Annotated in this window: 13 protein-coding genes and 4 pseudogenes; 7 read left to right on the top strand and 10 right to left on the bottom strand. The window is 57.8% G+C overall.

Features of this window, described 5'->3' with window-relative positions:
- Positions 1-23 precede the first annotated feature (23 nt).
- Positions 24-1,403 carry a carboxyl transferase domain-containing protein gene (locus C9I57_RS28245; protein WP_107153862.1) on the top strand — a complete coding sequence of 460 codons (1,380 nt, stop codon included), beginning with the start codon at positions 24-26 and terminating at the stop codon, positions 1,401-1,403.
- 133 nt (positions 1,404-1,536) lie between these two features.
- Here C9I57_RS28245 and C9I57_RS32905 read toward each other — a convergent pair whose 3' ends face one another.
- The 4 genes and pseudogenes from C9I57_RS32905 to C9I57_RS33455 all read right to left on the bottom strand — a co-directional run.
- Entirely contained in the window at positions 1,537-1,695 is a 159-nt protein-coding gene (locus C9I57_RS32905) for a hypothetical protein (protein ID WP_158256646.1), read from the bottom strand.
- 402 nt (positions 1,696-2,097) lie between these two features.
- Positions 2,098-4,305, bottom strand: a complete 2,208-nt coding sequence (gspD, locus tag C9I57_RS28240) for a type II secretion system secretin GspD (protein ID WP_258187868.1) — start codon at positions 4,303-4,305, stop codon at positions 2,098-2,100.
- Between the two features lie 406 nt (positions 4,306-4,711).
- On the bottom strand, positions 4,712-5,149 hold the full coding sequence (locus tag C9I57_RS33710; protein WP_158256645.1) for a DUF3757 domain-containing protein: 438 nt from the start codon (positions 5,147-5,149) through the stop codon (positions 4,712-4,714).
- 760 nt (positions 5,150-5,909) lie between these two features.
- A pseudogene (locus C9I57_RS33455) lies at positions 5,910-6,446 on the bottom strand (IS3 family transposase); the annotation flags it as partial.
- Between C9I57_RS33455 and C9I57_RS28230 the strand changes: the two are divergent.
- Positions 6,441-6,635, top strand: a pseudogene (locus C9I57_RS28230) (IS3 family transposase); the annotation flags it as partial. The pseudogenes C9I57_RS33455 and C9I57_RS28230 overlap by 6 nt on opposite strands.
- Positions 6,636-6,639: 4 nt before the next feature.
- Here the strand turns inward: C9I57_RS28230 and C9I57_RS28225 are convergent.
- Together C9I57_RS28225 and C9I57_RS32900 are read right to left on the bottom strand one after the other, a co-directional pair.
- Entirely contained in the window at positions 6,640-7,416 is a 777-nt protein-coding gene (locus tag C9I57_RS28225) for a GH12 family glycosyl hydrolase domain-containing protein (protein ID WP_107153861.1), read from the bottom strand.
- A gap of 1,148 nt (positions 7,417-8,564) precedes the next feature.
- Positions 8,565-9,056 (bottom strand): hypothetical protein, encoded by a 492-nt coding sequence (locus C9I57_RS32900; RefSeq protein ID WP_181321984.1) that lies wholly within the window; start codon positions 9,054-9,056, stop codon positions 8,565-8,567.
- Here C9I57_RS32900 and C9I57_RS28220 point away from each other — a divergent pair.
- From C9I57_RS28220 to C9I57_RS33705, 4 genes and pseudogenes are all read left to right on the top strand, one after another.
- Positions 8,937-9,310 (top strand): annotated as a pseudogene (locus C9I57_RS28220) (transposase domain-containing protein); the annotation flags it as partial. The gene C9I57_RS32900 and the pseudogene C9I57_RS28220 sit on opposite strands and share 120 nt — an antisense overlap.
- Before the next feature lie 30 nt (positions 9,311-9,340).
- Positions 9,341-9,661, top strand: coding sequence for a plasmid pRiA4b ORF-3 family protein (locus C9I57_RS28215; RefSeq protein ID WP_107153860.1), 321 nt, complete (start codon positions 9,341-9,343; stop codon positions 9,659-9,661).
- 170 nt (positions 9,662-9,831) lie between these two features.
- Positions 9,832-10,734: a trypsin-like serine protease gene (locus C9I57_RS28210; RefSeq protein WP_107153859.1), complete on the top strand. Its 903-nt coding sequence runs from the start codon at positions 9,832-9,834 to the stop codon at positions 10,732-10,734.
- 415 nt (positions 10,735-11,149) lie between these two features.
- Positions 11,150-11,377, top strand: coding sequence for a transposase zinc-binding domain-containing protein (locus C9I57_RS33705; RefSeq protein ID WP_368677408.1), 228 nt, complete (start codon positions 11,150-11,152; stop codon positions 11,375-11,377).
- 345 nt (positions 11,378-11,722) lie between these two features.
- Here the strand turns inward: C9I57_RS33705 and C9I57_RS33865 are convergent.
- A pseudogene (locus tag C9I57_RS33865) lies at positions 11,723-12,046 on the bottom strand (Mu transposase domain-containing protein); the annotation flags it as partial.
- Here C9I57_RS33865 and C9I57_RS33445 point away from each other — a divergent pair.
- The gene (locus C9I57_RS33445; protein WP_258187866.1) at positions 12,046-12,576 is read left to right on the top strand and encodes a hypothetical protein; all 531 of its coding nucleotides are present in this window, start codon (positions 12,046-12,048) and stop codon (positions 12,574-12,576) included. The pseudogene C9I57_RS33865 and the gene C9I57_RS33445 sit on opposite strands and share 1 nt — an antisense overlap.
- Here the strand turns inward: C9I57_RS33445 and C9I57_RS33440 are convergent.
- From C9I57_RS33440 to C9I57_RS28185, 3 genes are all read right to left on the bottom strand, one after another.
- Complete coding sequence (locus tag C9I57_RS33440) at positions 12,573-12,785, bottom strand: hypothetical protein (RefSeq protein ID WP_258187865.1); 213 nt, start codon at positions 12,783-12,785, stop codon at positions 12,573-12,575. The two genes, C9I57_RS33445 and C9I57_RS33440, sit on opposite strands and share 4 nt — an antisense overlap.
- A 940-nt stretch (positions 12,786-13,725) precedes the next feature.
- Positions 13,726-16,935, bottom strand: coding sequence for a DEAD/DEAH box helicase (locus C9I57_RS28190; RefSeq protein ID WP_181321977.1), 3,210 nt, complete (start codon positions 16,933-16,935; stop codon positions 13,726-13,728).
- A 70-nt stretch (positions 16,936-17,005) separates the two neighbouring features.
- On the bottom strand, positions 17,006-20,800 hold the full coding sequence (locus tag C9I57_RS28185; protein ID WP_146166280.1) for a hypothetical protein: 3,795 nt from the start codon (positions 20,798-20,800) through the stop codon (positions 17,006-17,008).
- Positions 20,801-20,889: the final 89 nt, after the last annotated feature.

Raw genomic sequence — 20,889 nt, 5'->3', positions numbered from 1 at the left:
CACAGCCAGAGGGAGATAGGCAAATGCAAGTTTCCCAGCAAAGGATAAATATGCTTTTTGATGATGGAAGCTTTGTTGACCATCATCCCGACACGAAAGGTCACTTTATCTGTGGTGAAGGAATGATACATTCCGTGAAGACATTCCTGGTCATGAATCGCGGACGAGATTGTGAATTCCATGGAAATGGGCAGTGGCAGACCGCTAGGCAAATCATAAGCACCATAACTCGGGCCCTGGGTACCGTCTCCCCGTTAATCTACATCCAGGACAAACCGGGAGAGCCAGGTTCAACTTTCGACACCACGAAAGTGCTCTCACCAGACATGTCCCGATTACTCTTATCTCCACTGGGAATGGGCAGGGTCAGTGCATCCCTGGCACAATTAGCTGAAAGGAATTTGTTGATCTCCGCCATTCTCGGTCCAACGTCTGGCCCGCTTGCGTTGCCGCTAATGCTCGCAGATATAGTACTGATGACCGAGAGAGGGGCTTTATGCATGGGCCGACCGGATATGGTAAAGGCGATGCTGGCGCAGGAATCCGAACTCTATTCGCTAGGCGGATCCGCGGTCCACAGTAAGCAATCGGGTCTAGTTCAACTAGTATTCAGTAGCGAGGAAACATTACTCGGGCACATAAGAAGGCTGCTTCACTTTATCTTTAACGACGAGACACACGGCAACCTAAAATACGAATGCCCGGACACGACGGATTTCGAAAATCTGGTTCCATCAAATCATTATTCGCCGTATGACATACACCATCTGCTGCATTCATTTATTGATAGAGACAGTCTGACAGAGATAAGTCCGGAATACGCACGCGAAGTGTTGACGGGCATCGTTAGCATAAAAGGAAAAACATGCGCCGTCATTGCCAACAACCCCCGCCACAACGGAGGAATCATTTACAGAAAATCGGCATCAAAAATGGCAAAGATGATAAATATTGCCGCAAAAACTGGAGTTCCAATCATATTTATTGCCGATGTTCCAGGGTTCATGATCGGCAAAGACGCTGAAAATAGCGGCATATTCTCGGCGGCAGCTGAATTATTCAGTTCACATATTCGATGCAAGACACCAAAACTTCTACTTGTAGCGAGAAAAGCTTATACAGGAGGCGTTTATGCCATGTGCGGACCTGGGTTCGACCCTGTAGCGATATTGGCATATCCACAGGCTCATATCGGCGTCTTCAGTCCAGAAACAATGAACAAAATCATGTCCGATTCTAATGAGACATCGAGACATACAATACAAAAACTAACCGACGAGATTAAAGACCCACGGTTACTAAAAGAAATGGGACTAATTACTGACATCATAGAGATAGAATGCACCAGGGAGCAAATAGTTCGATATTTATTCCCCGCCTGCGAGGGGGGCGGTCCGCGTTGATCGAAACGATCGTGCGATCGACCGACGAACAGCTGCCGCTGTAGCCGCACTCCCGCAGTAGCGCGGCCGCAATCGCCATGTCAGGCAATTCTGCGCGACGCATGAGCAATCAAGCTGCGGCGCGCCCCGAGGCCTATGCGGTCGACATCGCCTTCTGCGGCGGCCCCAGCGCCGCGGCGATCTCGACGTCATCCAGTACCGGCGCATCGGGCTTGAGCCAGCCGCGTCGCTCGGCCAACTGTGGTGCCGCGGGCCTGCGCCGCCCCAATGTTGCGGCAGTGTCAACGGTCACGCGATTTTCCCTATATTGGACATCCCGATTTCTCGGTGGACCCATTGCCGCCTCCCGCGGAGATCACGCCCCAAAATTTAAGCAGCCGATAACCATCATGATTTGAGATGCTCGGCTCCTTCCCTGGCTTCTATGGTTGTCAGTTCATCCTCGCTGGGGGTGATGCCGGCCTGCCCCGGTAGCCATCCGGGCCGGGCCGCTTTGAGAGCCTGAGTTCAAAGCCAGCCCGACACAGTATCAGTCTGGTGAGAACTCGCGATTTCCGGCTCCGCTGAATCCCTCGCTGCGGGCTACAGCCCCCAACGAAACCGATACGCCAGCGCGGACAAAGCGTAAAGGCGAGCCGCGCTAACTCACGCTGGATCTGGGTTTCATTCCGGAAGAGATTGACCTTCTGTCCGCCTACTTGCGGTGCATCTGGCCCAGGTCGAACAAATTCAGCGTCGAGCCGCCCTGGCCCGGACCGACCGGCTTCGGCGGGACCATCGGATCGTCGTTGTCCTTCATGAAGCGGTTGTCCTGACGGTATGCGCCCTGCACACCCTGAATATAGTCGTAGTGGCTCGACGTGACAGCCTGCGCCGTATGTCGATCGCTGATGATGACCGGGCGCAGGAACACCATCAGATTGGTCTTGTTGCGGTTTTTCTGCTCGGAACGGAACAGCTGACCGATCCACGGGATGTCGCCGAGCAGCGGCACCTTGCTGTTGCTGACCTCATAGTCGTCCTGCATCAGGCCGCCGAGCACGATGATCTCGCCGTTGTCGGCGAGCACGGTCGACTGGATCGAGCGCTTGGTGAACTGCGGGCCGGCCGGGTTGGTCGCCGCGTCGGTGGTGCCGTTCAAAATGGCCGAGTCTTCTGTATAAAGCTGCAGCTTGAGAATCCCGCCGTCGGTGATCTGCGGTTTGACGTGCAGCGTCAGGCCGACGTCGACGCGGTCGTATGTATTGAACGCGGAGCTTGCATTACCGCTCGTCAGGTTCGAATACGAACCGGTCTCGATAGGTACATTTTTCCCGACGACGATCGTGGCTTCCTCGTTGTCGAGCGTAATCAGGTTAGGCGTGGACAGCACATTGGCGTCAGCGGTTTGCGACAGCGCCTGAAGCAGCGCGCCGAGTCCCTGCACGCCCAAAACGTTGTGAATCGAGCCGATGTTCAGGCCGGGCTGCAGAGCCGTGGAGCTCGAGCCGAGCGCCGTGGCCAGACCGCCCGTGGTCCCAACCGCCGCAGGGGCAGCCGTGAGGCTGATGATGCTGTTGCTCGTACCAGTCGCGAGGTTGGTTCCGGCAAAGATCGAATTGTTCGCGACCTGCCATTGAATGCCGAGGTTCCCGCTCGTGTTCGAATTCAGCTCGACGATCAGCGCCTCGATGTACAGCTGCGCGCGGCGCGCGTCGAGCTGGTCGATCACCGCGCGCAGATTGCGGTACACCGGCTCGGAGGCGGTGATGATGAGCGCGTTTGTCGCGGCGTCTGCCTGGATCATGCCGCCTAGCTGGTTGTCGTCGCTCTTGTCCTTGTCGCCGCCGATAAAGCCGCCGGATTGCGCGGCATTGTTCGCACCATAGCCGCCTGCGGCCGCGCCGCCCATCGGCGAGGACATGGAGCTGGTGTTGAGTCCGCCCGACGGCAGGGGCGGCGTGCCGGCCGTGCCCGTCGAATTCTTGCCGCCGATCCCGCCGCCGCTATTCTGGTTGAACGAGTTCGCTTCATTGCCGCCGGCGGACGAGTCTTCTATGCCGCCTTTGCCGAGCATGCCGCGCAGGGTCTTCGCGAGCTTAGTCGCCTCGGCATTGCGCAGCGGCACGACGTGCATGTTGCCCGGCATGCTGGTCGGCGCGTCCAGTTCGCGCGCGAGCGTTTTCGCGCCGGCGAGGCGCGCGCCGTTCGATGCGCGAATCAGAAGCGAATTGGTGCGCGGATCTGCGGTGATCGACACTTTCAGCGTGGCGTCGGCGCTGCCGATCGCACCCGGATCGAGCATCTTATTCATCTGCGCCGCAACGTCGAGCGCGTTTGCATTCTTGAGTTGTACCACAGACACCGACTGCCCCGCCGCCGTATCGATAGCGGCAATGATCTGCGCGATGCGCCGCACGTTATCCGCGTAGTCCGTGACGACGATCGTGTTGTTGTCCGGATAGGCGGCCACGGTGTTGTTCGGCGAAATGAGCGGGCGCAGCACCGGCAACAGGTTGTTTGCCGACTTGTTCTTCAGCACGAACACCTGCGTGACGACCTGGTCGCCCCGCGCGGTCGGCGTATTGCCGGCGTAGGTGGGCACGCCTTGCCGTTTGGCATCCGCCTCGGGTACGACCTTAAGTACGCCGTTATCCTCGACGAGCGCGAAGCCTTGCATGCGCAGCGCCGATTGCAACGTCTTCACCGCCTGATCCTCAGGCACCGCGTTCTCCGACAACAGGTTTAACTGACCTTTGACCCGTGGGTCGACGATGATTGTCTTGCCGGTCGCCGCGCCGATCGCCTTCGCGACCTGGTCGATTTCGGCGTTCACGAAGTTCAGTGTCACTTGTGCGTGTGCGGTCTGCGCGCAGATCAATCCAGCCAGCACCAAGGCCGTTGCGACGCGAGATAAAACCATACGATTTGTTGTCCCAAATTTAGATGATTCTGGTGAAAATCGAACATGAGAGCAAAGAACGGCAGATTTGCCCGTACATCATTGTTCTGGGAGGACGGTGAGAAAATAGCGCAGTGACATAATTCCGGCTTTTGCAGGTCAGGTAGAATTGGCCTGTTCCAATGACGGCTGCAGAGCCGAGCCCCTGCAATTGGCTGCCCTCGACCGGATTGAGCGCGCGCTAGCTTTATTCATGGTGGTGGCATGGCACTGACGATGATGTCCGAGTCTGCCGGTTGCACAACATCGAACGCCACGTCGAACAGCGCGCGCCAGATGCAGGGTTTCCGCGGTCCCCGCGTCGAAGTCGCTGCAACCCGATAAAACGGCTTCACTTGAAAGCCGCGCTCAAAGTTCCACGGATTGTTCACGGTCGTCGAATAACATAGAAGATACAAGACAAAGGGGACAGCTCATTGCACTCATAGTAGCTATGACCGTCAGGATCATGTTTCCGAAGCCATATGCCTTCCTGCACCCCTAAAGCCGGTCGCGGCGGACCCGTTATAAATCGTAAATCCGCGTAGTCGCCATTACCGAGCTTGTATGAGCAGTTGACTAACGCTCGCGATTCACTATCTTGCGCTGGATAGAATATCGCAGAGGAAAATCTCCTGATGTCATCGCCATCATCATCGTTCTCCGCAACGCCCCACCATGAACCCTCAGCTCCGCTTGTTGCTGCCGTGTATATGCTCCCTTGCCTATGGATGGTCTCGACATTCGGGCAGCTTTCGACCGTCTCAGCCGACGCGTAACACGATGCGCCGAGCGTGAGGGTAAAAACAAAAATAGTCTTCTTCATCGTTCGGATCCTCCATATAATCAGAGCGGGATGCTCGTTCCAACGGCTTGTCACGTTGCTGACTGAGTCGGGCAAGACTTGGCGACGCAGAACACCTAATCGCTTTATCGGCCATCGCTTCACCGCGATCGTCATCAGTCGCGCCCTGGCACTACCGGCTTCAGGCGAGCGTGCGCGACGTCGACCTGACCCCGCAGCACTTTTCGCTCACGCGACACTTGCTGTGCGCTTCGCTCTATCGCAAACAAGTCGATCCCGATTCGCTCCGTGGCGACAACTCACCGGCATGGTTCAAAATCCATCGACTGACTCCTGAGCGATTGACCTACTCTTCGCCGTAGTCCGTGCCACTGCCGACGAGTGGACAATGCCGCTAAATTTTCCTCAGGCCACACGTCAAAGTCTATGTCAACAGCCGCTAGCATTCTTGATCGCCAATGAAACTGAACAGGTGCTTTATACTGCAATAGCTATATCCACATCAATTAAATACAATTTATGCCAGCAACAATCTTTTTAATGGGCATGCCAAACCCATGTTTATAAGAGTTAAGGAGCGTGCGCGAAAGCCCCACAGTTGACGCCCCGTTCAGCAATTCTGGAAGCATCGCGAAGCGATGGCGGAGCAGCGCTGTCAGCTTGCTGGGAGATGTGGCACGTACTCGCGTGCTCCAACATTGCAGTCAGCCGCGGCACCTTGCGAACCGGATCATCCGCCCCGCCCAGCTGCACTGCAAGAGGGTTTGGGAGCCACTCAAGGCTTCGCGTCCAGCCGCGTGCTGATTGACCAACTGACAACCAGCCCATCGAAGCAGTCGATCACCGGCGACAGATCCACCTTGCCGGGGCGGAATCTGCAAATCTGTAGTTGCGCGAGCCACTTCTTATTTGGCGATGCCGTCCGAAAGTCGCGATTGATGAGGTTATCTGGCGCGGAGCCTATTTCTCCGTGGTAAGAGCCGTAGCTACGCCGCCTCTGTTGACAACATCCGCACCTTCCGGCCTCATCAAACGCCGCACGACTATCTCCATGTGAGGACTTGCTGCCCGCACAACACCGCACGTATCCGACGATAACCGTAGCAACGGTGTTTGAACTGGAAGATGTCCGCGACGACACGACGCGCGCCAGCGTACTTATCGTCGGCCAGCAGTCGTGCGCGATATGAAAGCAGGAACTGCGGGAAAGACCCAAGACCGCAAAAAATTCTGGCGGCGCATAGGTTTGCCTGAGGGCATCAACCAGCGTCGCCTTCTCCCGGTTGGTCAGGATCTGCTGGTCGACGTCCAGGCCTCTACCCGGTGGCGTCGCTATGGCTCTTACCACAGAGAAATAGGCCCCGCGCCGGAGAACCTCATTGATCGCAATTTCAGTGCAGCCGCGCCGAACCGAAAATGGCTTAGCGACATAACCGAAATTCAGGTTCCCGCCGGGAAGTTCTATCTGTCGCCTGTGATCGACTGCTTCAATCGTCTGGTCGTGAGCGTCATCACTCAGCCGTGACGGCGAACTCCTTGGACGCGAAGCCCAGGCCACCCGACGATGAGGTGATCTCGAAGCCGTACTGCAGGTCGCCGATCATAACGTCATCGAAATAGTTCAGCGACTTGAGGTATTTCATGATCGCCAGCACATCAATCGTGGTGTCGTCGGTCTTGGTCGTGCGCAGGAACGAATAGACTATGTTGCTGCCGTTGGTTCCCACGAAGACGTTCCAGGTACCACCGGACAGTGAGACGTTGCTGTGAAGTGGAATAGCGCAGCCGGCAGATGTCCAGTTGTAGGAGATCGGCTTTACATTGCCGCAACCCGTCGAGGTTCCGGTGTAGTTCAGCCAGACCATGATTTCGTGCCGATTGCTATCGGCCCAGATGTCAAAGGTCGACTCCCAGGCACCACCGGAAGGCGTAGTAGCCGAGACTGCCGCGGTCAGCGTGCTCAGCGAACTGATGGTTTTGTTGACCGAATAACCGATGTGAGGATAGGACTTGATGCCGCTGGTGTTGGGCTGATCTGAAGTGACGCCCCAGTCGAGGTTGGTATTGGCCCAGATGGTCTGTTCACCCGCTGCGACATTGCTGCAGGGCGACCAGACATCATTGTTGACGGTGTAGCTACCGTAGGTCCACGAAGCGAAAAGGTTGGTGGAAGAGCAGGACGAGGTCGCGGGGGAAGATGCAGACCAATCCGCGGCCTGCGCGCTGGCGGCGCCGAGCATCAGGCTTGCGATGGCGGCGCAGCTGGCCAGGATCGACATTCGGGGCATGGTATTGCTGTCTCTTGTCAAGTTGATGAGGTGGGTCGGGATCCGTGGACGCCAGTGGCTTAACCGGGCGAAAGTTTGCCGTACGCCGTTGTCTTTCGTCTGCCGCCTTGGCGACCATGTGAGCCACTGGCTGCCACCGCACAGCATGCGTGCTCACCGGACATTCTCGAACCCGAGCAGGGGCCCCTACGCCGCCTTATCGCGCATTGGTCCGATCGGACTCGCAGCGTAAGCGTCCACCGCGTTCGATCTCCAGCCTTGACTCTCCCGTACGCCACTCCCGACTCTCGGCGGGCACGGGTCCAAAAGCTATTGGTCTCGGCACGATAAATCCGGTTCATGGTGCACGCCGATAGGGCGCATCTCATCAGACAGCTCACGCACATTTCCTTCTCAAAGCTCATTCAAACGTGACTTGTACTATGCAGCATCCCATCAAATTGAGAAAATCCATTGTTTGGATAAGCCCCATTCGTCCCTCAAATGGTTGTCAACACTCCACGGCCTAGTCCTACTGACTGGTCACTATGCACACGCAAACCCCCGCCCTTCACTCGCTGATTTGTGTGCGCGCGTTGGCATACTCGCTATCGATCACGATGGCGCCTATGAGCCGAGATTCCTCAACGACCGGCTCCTGATCGGTTTTAAGGGCACAACGTTCGAATAGGGGGTTTAAGCCGGGGACGGCAACGCGGGCCTACCGGGCGCGATCGGAAGGCGAGTCGCGTTGAATTGCTTTTCGCATGTCACCAGGCTGATCGGGCGTCGTCGCGGTGGTCTGGCTGCAGGAACCATGTTCATGAGCGGTAAGCGCACTAGACTTTCGCTTACCTTCCAAACCGCCTTAGCGGTTTTAGTTCTACTGAGAGAATTTTAAAATCCCAATAAAATTTGCAGCGATCAACATAAGCAAGGTCTGACATCAATTTATTTTATACCTTTCTTATTAAATTTCACCAAATCGCGTGGCACAATTAGAGCTCAGTCGCCGTTGATATAGACTGCACACACAGGTAGCATGGGGTATGTGCCTGTCGCGGGCAGTGCTACGAACTGCGGGACTGACGCCTTAATAACTTGCTGAAAAGGAGTGTTCATGTTCATGCCTAAAATCAAGAGGATCGTGTGCGGCGGGCTGCTAACTGCTACGCTGATGGCGGTAGCTGCGCAGGCTGCCGCGGAGACCCCAACGGTGTGCTACCCGCAAAACCATGACGAAGGTCACTTTGATGAAGGTTACTACTGCTCAGTCTTTGCAGACGGATGATCCGGATTGTGCACTCGGCCAGGCGCAAGGTTACATGGGTGGCGGTCGCCGTTACCAGCGCAGCTGGCGCAGTCGTGAGGCGCATGCCGCCATCATGCACCGCTATCGCCAGCGGCGCGAGAAAGCGACGCATCACCCTAACCACGCCGTCGCTCGGCATGGTCACTTCTGTCACTGCGCATAGTGTGAATTTGTGCGTCATGGGCCATTTCGCCGACGGGTCTTGCATGGCTGCCCCATGACCACCAAGGCTTGTTGGGCTCATGCGAGACGACAGCTCGATGAACTCCTCGTGGCGCGGCCGAATGCCTTCAATACCGAGGCCCTTGAGTGGATCGGTGCGCTGCATAAAGTTGAAGAAGCGATCCATGGCAGCCCCTCCCGACGAGCGTCGCGCCTCCCCTGATTCGCGCGGCTATCGGTCACCGCAATTGCCTCTTTGCGGGTGCCGATTCGGGCGGTGAACGTACCGCCGCGATCTACAGCTTGGTCGGCACAGCGAAGATTAACAATGTCAATCCTGAGACGCATCTGCGATACGTGTTTGCACGCATCGCAGAGTATCCGATCATCGATGAACTATTGCCGTGGGAAGGTAAGCAGTCTCGTGGCGTGAGGCGTTAATACGCCTCGACCTCCGATACTCGCTACGCCATGGCCAAGTCCTACCGACTGTTCACCCTGCATGCGCAAATCCGTGACATCGATCCGCCCATCTCGCGCCGCGTGCAAGTCCAAGGCGGAGAATCATTGCGCAAGCTTCATGACATTCTGCAAGCCGCATTCGGCTGGCACGACGCGGATCTGCACGAGTTCGAGGTCAACGATAAGGCGTACGTCGTGATGGACGTCGGACACATGCTCGAATTCATGGACTCGAAGAAAAAGTTCGACGATCGGAAGGTCAAGGTAAGCCGCTGCGCGGCGACTAAATGCAACAACGCCGATAAAAGTGGCAAAAATCCATGTCCCTGAGGAGCGAGACATGCAGACGAACCCGAACGAACTGAGCTGCTGGACCCAAGCCCGCGAGATGGGCCTGGGCGCCGCCCCGGTGCCGGCGAAGGCGAGCCGGAGGCCTGAAATGGGCCTCGCGAACCACCACTGTCCCCGATCCCGACATCCCTGAGAGGACTCGATCCCTGATGAAAGGCCTACCACTGCAAAAGCGTGTGGCATCCCTCGCAATGGCCATCGCCACCACCTTCGCATCCTCGGTTGCCACGGCGCAAAGCCCGGGCGTCGTGCAGCCTCGTAATCCCGACCGCGCCGTCCTGCCGGTCATCTCTGGCTCGAAGGTCAGCGTTCCCTTTGGGTCATGCAGCGTAGGGGCGGTGTTGGTGCCCAAGAGCATCCTCCACAGACTGACGCCTTACCAACGTGCCACACGATGGCTCGTGCTTGCCAAGCACTGCGCGCCGATGCACGCGACCATCCACGTGGGTACCGTTGCCATCGGCACCGTCGTGTGGCAGTCGGCTGCCTCGGACATCGAGCTTGCGCGGGTATCGCCCAAGCCGAATCCGTGGTCCTTGCAGTGCTCCGGTCACCACAGCGCAGCCTTCTGCAGTCCGATCCAGACTTATACGCCCCTTGCGAACAACCAGGTCTTTATGCCGCGCGCCGGGCAGGAAGCGCGCCTTGCTGTTACCGGGTGGTCGGACGCGCCGTATGAACAGTTCTGCACAAGCGGTTGGCGCACCGGCGTCCGCTGCGTGTGGCAAGGCATGTCTGTCGAGGCGGGAGTTTATAAACCGAGTTATGAGCACATCAATGCCGCGCACTCGTCCGAGCTCAACAGCATTGACAACGGCGACTCCGGCGGACCGGTTGTCACCTACGACCGGCAGCTGATCGGGATCATCTCCTCCGGCGAGCCTGACGGCCGTTCCATCGTCTACTACACGCCAATGCAACAGGTGCTGTACGAGCTTTACGCCTACAGCCTCGCCCCGGCCGACCTGCCCACCGCTGTCGGCGAGGACAATCCGCTATCCCGCAACGGTGAAAACGCCGCTTGGGAAGTGGCGCCGACCGACGACGAGTGAGGTGCCCGGTCGCGACCCACTGCCGGATGAAGGCGAGCGGGTCGGCGTTCATGACGTCGGCCTGTGTCGTCAGCATTTCGTGTGGGTAGTGGAAGTAGCTTTTCAGTCAGCAAAGCGCCGCCTGTGTGCCGCGCTTTGCTATGTGGTTGAGTCGCCCCTGAAAAACCCAGCAGTCCCTTACAGAACAAGGTAAGCCGCTGCGCGGCGACTAGAACCGTCGCTATGCGAAGGCAACGCCGCAGGCAACCCGCCGTTGGCTGCGAGCGGGGGATGGTAGAGTCGGAGGTGTGGCGCACGGGAGGTACCGATCATCAGAACCGTCAGTCCGATCAAACAGCTGCTGCAGACCGGCGAGGCTTGGTGGCGGCATTTCAAAAAGCATGAGCATGAGATCCGCTCGGCGGTGGTGGACAACATGGTGCGCCTGCTGGCTTGCGGACTGGAAGTAATGGGCTACGCGAGCCACTCCTGCTCGAACGGAGCCTGCCCGCATCGCAAGAGGGTGTGCTTCAGCTGCAAGAGCCGGTTCTGCCCCACGTGCGGCAAGAAGGCGACGGACCAATGGATCGCCACGCAAACGGCGAGGCTGCCGCAAACGCGCTGGCAGCACATCACGCTGACGATGCCCTCGGCGCTGTGGTAGGTGTTCAGGCTGAACCGCGCGCTGCTGAAGGTGCCGCACGACATCGAGTGTCGGTACGCGGTCCTCATCCAATACGCGGACGATTGCTTCATCGATTTCGGCCCCGGACGTGCTCGCAGCTAAATGCAACAGGCATAGGTATTCCCGGTCCGTCTCCGTCGGCGTTGCGGCAGGCAATGCGTCGTAGGCCCGGCGGCACGTGGTCGTTGGAAACAGCTCGTCTTTATAGCAGTAGGCCGCGAAGGCCCCGCACTTTCTTACCAGCGACCAAATTAGGTGCCGGTAGTCGATTCGTCGCTGATTGCGGCCGGTCAAGCGCGGAAGAGTGAGAACATGCGCCGTCCCGTGGTAAAAGTCCAAGATCTCCGAGCGGATGCGCGCTTTCAGCGTCGCACCGATCAATCGCGACGGCACGGAGTAATGATTGTTGAGCAGCCGAATTAAACTGAAACGAGAGACGCGCACCGAGACCTCGCGCGTGCAGTCCAACGGCGCCACGGGCAGCGGCCTAAGCGCCGCTCGGTCCTGCTCGAATCGTTGCGAGTGCGTGAGATTGCGCAGCCGAACAAGTTCGCCACGGAAGTGTTCGTAATCGCTACGCGTTCCGAAGTCTCGCGTGCCGCGAACCCGCAGTGCCTGATCCACGACCTTTTTGAACCGGAAGTGCATTGCTCGACGTCACCGTTCTGGTTACCGCATCCGGCCGTGTTCGCCGACGGCTGCATGCCGTAATGGGCGAGCAATGCTCGATAGTTCTGCGTGAACTCGTGCATTCCTTCGCGATCGAGGTCGCGTACGGCCGCGGTCAGATTGTCGGTGCGGTGCCATTCGGGAACACCGCCGATCTGCCACAGGCACGCTTCAAGCCCTTCGGCCAGCGCCTCGAAGCTCTCGGAAAAGCAAATGCGTACGACCTCCACGTTCGAATAGGTCAGCACGAGATGATAGACCAGGCGTGGGAATGCCGTGCTCCAGATCGTTACTCTCAGGCGATTCATCGAAGTGAAATCGGATTGAGCCATGCGCCCGGGCACATGCTTCTGTGGAAACATGACCTCCTGTTCCGGGCCGTAACGAACTCGCCACGCTTGAATGTGTCGCTGCAACGTACGCAGCTGGCCTTCCTGATATCGCCCCGGAAACGTCTGGCACAGCAGCGCGAACAGCGTCTTGGCCTAAAATGCCGGGTCTCGCTTTAGGTGTCCTCAACCCACGGCCCGTCGGGGCTGAACGGATTCTCCCGCGTGCGATGCGTGCGTGGCTTCTTCACTTCATTCGGCAACGTGCCAGCACGCTCGTACTTACGAACCGTGCGCTCACTCATACCGTTTCGCGTTGCCGCCAGCTTCTGGCTCGCTCCTTTCCGCCGTTCTTCCCGCAAGAATGTGATTTCTCCGTCTTTTTTCATGCTGGCTCCGGAGGGAGCCGCATCATAGCGACGGCCGCAGCCTCAGCAGGTCAGCCGCCAACACCGGCAAATCTAGTTGTCGCCAGACAACCAACGCCTGAATCCGTCAACGCCGATAGAATTCTGACCCGCCGGTGGGTCAGTTTTACATTGGCGCTAACATGAATCAAAGTCACGCCGCCTATTTGCCGGATGCCGATCGGCCGTCAGCATGCGTCGCCCGATCTTGTCCCGGAGCAAGTGGGCTCTACGCTTTCGACATCTTCTGGGACAATTTCGACACGTCTTCAGCGGTTGACTAACATTCGTCTCTTCGATCCTTACCTGACAGAGTCGAACTCTGCCTTTTCCATCGACGCTCACCACGCGGACTCTTTACCCGCGCAACTCGTGGCGGTTTGGAACCTGCCCCTGCAGGCCGGCTCCGAAGGGCCTTCCTTCATCTCTGGTAAAGCACCGCAAACATCGGTTAGCTGATGCTCGCGTTCTTGGCACACCCCACTCGATTGTCAATCGGCAGACGGAAGCCTTGTTGCGACGGCGTTTCCGCGCAGTCGGGCAACGACGATCCCGTCCACGATACCGATAAATTCAGTCGGCTGTTGTCGGCTTTGGATAGCGTGCATCGGAGCATCAATGCGCACCTTCTATGAATGATCACCAACGCGCGATATCTCAAGACGATTCCTGTCGAGGTACCGTCGTCGCTACCGTCAAACTCGATCCAGCGCGATCCAGGCGGAGCCCGCAAATGCCATTGACCTTAACTCCGGCTGCACCCTCGTCCCAGACAGCGTGCAACATGTGCTGCTACCGTTGTGGAAGGAACACAGTGGCCTGCTTCACGCGTACTTCCAAGGCACATAGAAGCCTGTGAACCTCTGCCCCGCGTGGCTGCGAACTGTTCGTCCCTGTACCGCTGCATGGCATCGGCCATTGTCTACCCTGCATGAATGTCTGCATCAGCCGGAGCTGGCTTGCCAACCTGCCTGGGTGATTCACCAAGCATCGCGAGTGCCGTATCAAAATATTGGCGGCCTCCCCATAGGTGGCAATCGCCAATGACGTACAAATAGCTTTTCGCGCGAGTAACTGCCACGTTGAGCAGGTTCGGAGCTGCCGCGGCCCAATCTATCGCTCCAGTCTGTTCCACATCACAACCTAGCACGAAGAAAACCACTTCGCTTTCCTTGCCCTGGAACGTGTGGACCGTGCCGACCCGCTTCTTTATCCATTCACCCAGCTTGTCCGGCGCACGCCTTCCCGTTCCTGACAGCGCGGCACGCCACGCTTCATGATCACCCAGAAGTGCAATCAATCCCTGCTTGACCTGCCTGAACGGCGTGATGACGAAGGCATCAGGTAGTTGCGGCCGCTCCGCATCCGTCAGATCCGGTGCTTCGATGTACAGCCTGACCAGCGCTTCGAATACGCGCTGTCCTTGCGCAACGATGTACTTCGTTCCATCACGGCTATCACCGGCTACATGCCACCATGCGCTATGACCAAGCACGCAATGCGCGGAGGGTTTGCCCTTCTTCGCGTGCTTCATTCTTCCATCATAGGCAATTGCATTGGCAATCTCGAACATTGGGGTCGCGCAGCGCCGGTGCATGACGAGTGGAATACCGATGAACTGATCGCGCTCAAGCGGATGTCGCACACCGTGTGGATAGCACCGGTCAGCCAGCGTCTGCACGGAGTGTACGTCCACGGCATAACGTGGACGCCGCTCCTGCAGCCAATACTCGCCGAGGCGCATCAACAGGCGCGTAGACTGCGTAACTACTGGCTCGATCTGGAGAGGATCTCCCACCACAACCACGCGTCGAGCACGCATGATCGCGCCAACGGCCGCCTGCGGTACCGCCTGCCCAGCTTCATCGACAATCAGCCAACCCAGATCCTCCGGCCCGATCCCAGCGAACTGTCGCCGGAAAGACGCGAAGGTACTCGACACTACAGGCACCAGCATGAAGAACCATTGCCACAGGATCTTGCGCGCTTCGCCAACTGGAGGTCGTGAAAGCATCCTCGACAGCGCGAAGATCAGGTCATTTGTCTGGGCCTCGTGGAAGAACGCCTCGTGCAACGCCATGGCTGTAGAAAAAAGCTCGTTGCGCAGACCATTCAGCTTATCGCTCTGCCAGAAAGCTCGGGCCTGGCAAACCTCCTCTGCAAGCTCAGTGCCCTGCCATACAGTCACACCTGTCTGCTCAAGCAGCGACCTTACGGTCCGCAGTCTGTCGCATACGACTCGAAGGGAGAAGGCAGCTTCCGCCGTCTCGCACCATCGTCGATATAGATCGGGGCGGAACCATCTGGATAACCAACGCATAAAGGACGGGCCAAGACGTCGCTCAATCAGCTCGGTCTCCCTTTCCAGCTCTCGCATCAGCCGGTCCAGGCGATCCAGCGTCGCTTCATCCGTATCCGGACGAAGCAGATCGGGACAGCGCTGTGTTACGTTTGCCCACTTTGCGTCCAGCTCGTTCAACGCCGCATCGAGCGCTTCGAGGCGCCCATGCTCCGCCTGCCAAGCCGCATGCGCGGTGTTGAAGCGTTCCTGCATCGCGCGAAATCCCGGACGTGCGCCACGCGTTTTTTCACGGTACCGCCAGTAGGTCATCGCGCCCACTGCATCCCAGCTCGGGAAATCGACTTCACCGTTCGACAGAAACCGGTCCGGCCGATCATCCGGTTTTGCAGCACGGTTCGAAAACACATCACCAAAACGGGTGCGATTGGCCCGCTTGCCTAACGCAGCCGAAACCAGCCCCCAAACTGGCTCTTCGGGCGCCTTCCATGCCCTCGTCGCATGGCTGCCTGCGTAGCGCGTTGCGATAGGTTTGAAGTAGCCCAGCGTTTCGCGTTGTGCGGAATCGAGGTGCCGACTCTGCGGCAGTTCGAGTGAGAGATTTTCTACTGCGCCATTGTTGCTGGAGGCCACCACGACCTCGAAGCCCGTTAGCATTGGCGACAGAACTGGCAACGTATGAGATTTACCACCTGCGAAGACGGCTTCGATGGTCGCGCTGGACAAGCCCGCCTTCACCCCATCGAGCGACGCTAGCACCCTCGCCCGCTCGACCACGAGATGGGCAATGAGATCCCGCAGCAGCGTTGTCTTTCCTGTGCCTGGCGGTCCGTTTACCGCGACGATTTCGCCCTCACCCAACGTCTTCATCCTGTTCAGCGCGTATTGCTGCATCAGCGCCTGAAAATGGCCAACTGGAGATGGCCAACGCCCGCCGATTCCGTTGCGAGGCCGCAGCGTTTCAAGAATGGTCCGCTGGCCATCGGGCGCGTCCAGATCGAGCTTCGAAGCGTCCTGTAGGGAGAGATAAGTCTTCAGCGCGCGCGGGACACGCGGTCCGTCCAGCTCGCGCTGCGCCTGCATCAGATCATGCAAGTAGAAGCTGTTCAGGATCGGCAGGTCTCGTTTTTCATCCTCTTCCTGCTGCGCCTTGGACGATGCATCGGTGGACTGCGCGGCGGTGATGCTCTCATCCTTAGGTCGGGTCTGCGCCTCTGCCGGTTGCGCTCTCACTGGCGATATGACCATCCAAGCGAGGCCATCGCTGAGTGGAGTGTAGCGTGCCCATTCATGGAGCCGCCGTACCATCGCGACCAATTGCTTCGCATCAAAAGGTTGGTCTTCGGCGACTAGCGTCGTCAGATCCTCCCTCAGGGCGATCAGGCTTGCTTCAAACGCCTCCGCACACAGATCTTCCAGCGCTCCACTTTGCAGGCGACCCAAAGCCCACGGCAAAGCCGACACGCTCAGGCTATCGGCATTGACCCGTCCGCTTTGTCCCAGCTTTACTTTCGCGAAGCACGTCAAACCCTCGGGGGCCATTTCCTCATCGCGAATCTGGTCGATCACGGAACGTGCTTTCGACCTCGCCGCAACAGTGTGTTCGACCACGGACGTGGCCTGCACCACGTCAAATGGAACTAAGTACAATTCACCCGACTGTCCGGACACCTCGTCCCAGCCATGAATCGACCCAGTGCTCGTCGACCGGACGCAAACCGTTTTCCGATTCGCGTCTCTGGCCTCATCGAGCTGATCATCGAGGCTGTAGCTGTTGAAGAATTCGACGCTGTGCCAGTAGTCGAGGATCCGGGATATCTTTTGAATCGTCACAATGGGATACGCAATATTGCCAAGAAGCGGCTAGATTAATCAATACCGGGTCAGAGACCGACGTCGTTGTTCAAGTAGCATTGCCGAGATCAAACTTGCTTCTGAGCCATCGATCGAATGAGTCCACGCGCACGAATTCCGTGGGCACAGGATACGGTGGAAAGCGCATCCACCAATAGATGTCTCGACATACGTACGCCTCCGGGAATGTTGGCGGATCGCTGATAGCGGGTTCTGGCCAACCCAATAGCGTTCGTAGCTCGTCGGCATTTGCTTGCAAAAACGCACGGCGCCCTTCAATCTTCGCGAACTGCGCTCGGTCGGGCGGTACGCCAAAAATCCGCTCCCGCAGTCTGCGCGCATCTTTGAGACAGAACGGCGGCTGATTGTACTTGCATTCCACGCTAAGCCACGTATTAGTCTCCGGCCAGTACGCGAGCACGTCGAAGTCACCAACGTCGGCGAAGCCATTGCTGGGAAAGCGCCGCATGAAATCAATACCGGGCGCGACAAACTTGGTCGTTCGTGCACAAATTTCTGCGGCTCGTTTCTCAAGCCCTTTCTCAAGATAGTTCTTGATTTTCTGAACAGCTTTTTTCGTCTCAACCCACGGGAAGTCCGCCGGCAGATAGCCATTGATTATCGCGTTTACCCACGCCCTGCTCGAGCGCTCCGCCGCAGATGCGCCCCAAGTAAAGCGTCCATCCGACAATGCGATTAACGGGCGCAGATTAAGCCTCGCGCTGCGCTTGGTGTGCTCCCACACCGGGACATCGGACTCATGCACGGTTTTACCCAGAAGCATACGGACCTCGCGGGGATCGAGCGTCAAGAACGCGATAATCCTGTGAGCACGAGGATGGTCGACTGCTTCTATAAATCGTTTCAGCACTTCAGACAATTCGTCCGCAGTCGCCTCATAGCGAAATGCCAGTTTAGCCAGATCGTTTGCCGAAGCCCATTGCGAGAGCACGCGCAGCGCGGTAGTCATCTGCCGAAATGTGAATCCGATGTCCCTTTCGAACGCTTCATCGACCGCATCCAGCCCAGCAGTCGATTGAACATCAATTGCGACCTCGTCCTGAGCAGTACGATTCAAGACCAGCTGTGATTCGGCGATCTCACGTCGGAACGCGGTTTCCTCGACCTCTCGCTCGTCGGAATAGAAGACGTGAGGCACGTACATGTCGTCGAGCTCGAGGCCGGCAACGGCAACATCGTTGTGGAGCGCGTCGCTAGCACCATAAAGTACGAAAAGCCAGTCTACGTGCGCGAGCAATCCTGAGAGGCCAGCGGAATCTGGGTGCTCGCTGCCCGCTGAAGGCGCACTCACCGTCGCTTCGATGAGGTAGCGGTAATTGCGCCCATTAGTTGAAAATTCCTCATATTTCTCGGCGAGTGCACCCTGACGGTCGTAGTCCGTCTCGTGCTTGAGGCTCTGCTTAATCCGGCGATAATCCTGCCGGTACTGTGTGGCGAGGTGGTCATACTCCTCGACGGCCATACGCAGCAGAGTATCCCGGTCGAAGGACATGAGTCTCTGATGCACGTGCGCGCGATACTGGTCTCGCGCAGCGTCGATAAGGGGTTTGGCGTCAGCGAGCATATAACGGCCAGGCTGAGCCTCCATGCGTTGGAATGTGAAGGCGAGTTCCCGCCGCGCGACCTTGTATTGCTCTGCCTCGGGAATCAGTGCGTCGAATGCATCAGGCACGTCAATATCGCGCACCATGGTTTCGACGATAAATCTTGGCGCCCGCGCAGCGGTTTCGTTGAGCGCGTCGCATACCTCGTCCGAAAGTGTCTCTCCCACCATGGCTGCAATGCCCTTCAGGCACTCAATGAGACACGCGACTTCGAAACGGGCATCCGTCGGGTTGCCAAGAGATGCCTGAAGTCGTGCAACATTCACTTTCACCCTGAGCGCAATAGTTCTGCCACCGGCGTTTTCGAGTCGCCACTCGCAAAGTAGAGGGAGAGCCGCCGTCTCGCCGGGAACACCTCCGAGCGACGCTGGAGCCTCGGGATTTACTTCGCACGTAACCGCGATACGATGGCACTTGAAGAGGGGCAATGCGTCTAGCAGAGTGATGCGTTGCGCGGCGGAGTCGGCGGCGCACTCGGCAAAAATTGCGAGAAGCCGGCCGTCGTCCAGCTTCTCAGGTCGCTGCCCGAGCGATGCCACGAAATAGAGCATGCATTCGCCAATGCGCGCGCCGTATGCAAGCTCAGGGAGAGTCTTCGACTCGAGCCTGTAAAGACCACTGTGCGTGCGTTCAACAGACCAAGCAGACGTTCGGTCGCTCGGAAAGACTGGCGGAGCATCCTTCCAACGCTTCTCGAGCTGGGTGTATCGGTATCTCGAGCCCCAGTGCGGGTCAAGAACTAACAGGTTCGGTTGCACCGCGCCGTCGACAAGCACGCCGTGCGTGTCTTTGAACGCGGCAAAGATATCGGGCACGCTGCGCGAGAACGGCCCGAGACTCCGAACGTTCGCGTCAACGTAAGTCCAGAAACGCGAGGCCTCGTCAAGGGACTCCAGTGAATCGTATAGCGTGACAAAATCCGGCAGCCATACAACCCGCGCCTGCGTCTCAGGCAAAGGCACTCCAGCGAAGCCGGTCGCGTGACTTTCAATAACCGCAGTGATTTTGATGTCAGAGCCATTCGTTGCTCCATCGCTTTTTCGGAGCTGGAATGGTCTTGTTTGTCCCTCACGTAGAAGAGCCCACTCACGGCCCTGCTGGGTGAATTCGAAAAGCTCCCGCTCAAAATCGGGCAGTCGCGCCACCTCGTCCGGCTGGATGGCGATGACGAAAGTCAAGGAATCGTCGAGAAGAACGGCCGCGATGCGGTGACTCAAGAGCGCCTCTTGCGAAACGACGTTCAGAGGTCCGGGGACGACGGTTCCTCGCCGGAAACGCTCCGCCAGGAACAGTCCTACCCTCCGGTGGACGCCGTTCGGGTCACCTTCCCGCGCTTGCTCGCGTTGAGTGCGTTTTGCCCAGTGTTCAAGGACCACAACATAGGCGTTGCGGATGAAGACCGGATACGTCTTTCCCGAAATTTCGACCCAGATGCACGGAACTGGGGAGCCGCCTTGCACGGCATCGTAGAATTCGTCTGCGGTGAGCGGAATCGGCTCGTGGCCGAGCGTGAACTTGAAGTCATCGGCCAGCGTTCCTGGAATGTTGGTAACGCAATCTTCCAGCACCGAGCGGCAGACTCGCCAGAATCCCTCATCCGGTGTCTCAACGTGCCCGGGTTCGATGTTGTCGGCATCACCGACGACTGAGGGCTCGATGGAAGAGCTGATGAAGTTTTGCAGCCGAAGCACCCAGTCCATGTCAGCGAGCGGTTGCTGCAGACCGCCGGTGCTGAGTCGAAAAGCCTCAATGAAATCCGCGGGCCGCTCAATTAGTCCACCGTAGAAAATCCACGGTGCTTCGCTGCCGCCAATAGGAGACTTGACGCTCCTCCAATCCGGGATTGGTACAAAGTCTTCAAGCGTGGCGAAGGAAGGAAACGACGAATTAAGCAAAGTACAGAACTGCTTGAATTCGCCGTAGTTTGCGAGTGTCTGCTGTCCCGAGAAGTCGCTTGCGTTCATGGCAAGCAAGCACCGCCAAGCGAGACTCTGCTTGACTTGCGCTGAAACGTTTGGCAGCCATAGTTCCCAAACGCCAATAGCGACGCACACCTCTTCCGGGCTGTACCGTGAGAAAAGCGTCTTAACACCTTCTACCGCATTCTCGAAGGAAAGCGGTCCGGGACGCTTCATGCCAGCCCGTGCCATCAGGTTATCCCAAATGTGATGGTTGCTTGCTCGCGCACGACCACTTTTTGTTTTTCGTTTCTTTTTCATCTATCAGCTTTTCACGTCGACGTACCGGGATCCGTGTCACCTTATTCGGATAATTTTGTTGCGATGTGAACATACCTCTGTACTTCAGC

This window comes from Trinickia symbiotica (assembly GCF_003028655.1).
Classification (GTDB): Bacteria; Pseudomonadota; Gammaproteobacteria; order Burkholderiales; family Burkholderiaceae; genus Trinickia; species Trinickia symbiotica_A.
Note: the sequence above shows the minus strand (reverse complement) of the source record. Positions and strands in the feature narration are given on the sequence as shown.